At 68.6% G+C, this 1709-nt stretch carries 2 protein-coding genes; both read right to left on the bottom strand.

Features of this window, described 5'->3' with window-relative positions:
- Positions 1-131: 131 nt before the first annotated feature.
- Positions 132-1199, bottom strand: coding sequence for a PilT/PilU family type 4a pilus ATPase (locus RDM88_RS12795; protein WP_308755207.1), 1068 nt, complete (start codon positions 1197-1199; stop codon positions 132-134).
- Between the two features lie 24 nt (positions 1200-1223).
- Positions 1224-1667, bottom strand: coding sequence for a hypothetical protein (locus RDM88_RS12790; RefSeq protein WP_121586575.1), 444 nt, complete (start codon positions 1665-1667; stop codon positions 1224-1226).
- Positions 1668-1709 lie beyond the last annotated feature (42 nt).

The raw sequence follows: 1709 nt of genomic DNA, 5'->3' as shown, positions 1-1709 counted from the left end.
GGGGCGCGTCCCTTTCCGCGGGCGCCCGCAGGGCGCCGTTTTCCGCCCCGGCCCCGCGTTTTCCGCGCGCGAAAAAGCGGCCGCCCAAAGGGGTGGCCGCCTGTAAAAAAGCCCGCCGAACGGGGGGCGCGTCAGCGCCCGGCCCCGCCGAGCTTGCGCGCGAGGGTGTCGGGGTTGGTGCTGTAGAGCAGCGCGTTCTCCCGCGAGATCACGCCGCCGCTGAAGAGCCGCAGGATGCTGCTGTCCATGTCGCACATCCCCTGCGAGGAGGAGGAGTAGATCACCCCGCCGATCTGGTGCACCTTGGACTCGCGGATCATGTTGCGCACCGCGTCGTTGGCGAGCAGGATCTCGAACGCGGGGACGAGGCCGCCGTCCACCGTGGGGATGAGCTGCTGGGAGACGACCGCGCGCAGCACCATCGAAAGCTGGACGCGTACCTGCTGCTGCTGGTTGGGCGGGAAAACGTCGATGACCCGGTCGATCGTGTTCGCCGCGCCGACCGTGTGCAGCGTCGAAAGGACGAGGTGCCCTGTCTCGGCGGCGGTCATGGCGACGCTGATCGTCTCGTGGTCGCGCATCTCGCCGAGCAGGATGACGTCGGGTGACTGGCGGAGCGCGGCGCGCAGCGCCGTCACATAGCTCTGGGTGTCGGTCGCGACCTCCCGCTGGCTGACGATGGACTGCTTATGCCGGTGGAGGAACTCGATGGGGTCCTCCAGCGTGATGACGTGGGCGCTGCGGGTGTTGTTGATCGCGTCGATCACGCAGGCGAGCGTCGTCGATTTGCCGCACCCGGCCGGGCCGGTCACGAGCACGAGTCCCTTCTGCATCTCCGCGAGGGAGAGCACTCCGTCTGGGATGCCCAGGTCGTGCGGGTTGGGCAGCTCAAAGGTGATGACGCGGATGACCGCGGCGAGCGAACCGCGCTGTTTGTAGGCGCTGATCCGGAAGCGCGACACCCCCTGGAGCGCGAAGGAGAAGTCATCGTCGCCTCCGCCTTCGACGATGGCGATCTCCCGGCCCGCGAGCGCGTAGGCCCCCTGGATGAGGGCCTGGGAGTCGGCGGGGGTGAGCCGTCCGTCGTCGGCGCGCAGGAGCTGGCCGTTGACCTTAAAGGTCACCGGCAGCCCGGCAATGATGAAGATGTCGGAAGCGCGGCGGTCCACCGCGTCCTGAAGGAAATGCAGGATATCCATTTGGATTACCTCCGGTGTAATGGTTCAGAGGGTGCCGTCCCACAGCTCGATGGTCTCGTCGCTCTGCCACTCCCGGGCGGAGGCGGCCTGCCACCGCAGGATTTCATGGCGCGCGCCTCCGGGGCCGGGGTAGCGCACCTCGACGCGCAGCTCCTGCGCGTCGGAGATGGGGACGGTATAGGAGGCGACGAGCGCCCGGCCCCGGCGCTCGAAGGAGACCCCCGCGGCCTGCGGCCGCGCGGGATTTGCCTCCACGGCCGCGTCGGCCTGGACGAGCAGCTCGACCGCCCGGCTGTCGGCGGCGTAGTATTCGGACACCGTCTGCGCCGCGCGGCGCGCCATCTTGAGGTCGGCGTTGGCCGACGTGAGGGAGAGGGCCGCAAAGGTCGTCAGGCAGAGCACGATGAAGATGACCAGCAGGGAGGAGACGCCGATGAAGACGCTTCCCGTCTTGCGCCGTCCGCTCATTTGCCGCCCTCCTTTCATTCTATTCCGCCGTCACGCGGCGGG

Source organism: uncultured Anaerotruncus sp. (assembly GCF_902490045.1).
Taxonomy (GTDB): domain Bacteria; phylum Bacillota; class Clostridia; order Oscillospirales; family Ruminococcaceae; genus Anaerotruncus.
Note: the sequence above shows the minus strand (reverse complement) of the source record. Positions and strands in the feature narration are given on the sequence as shown.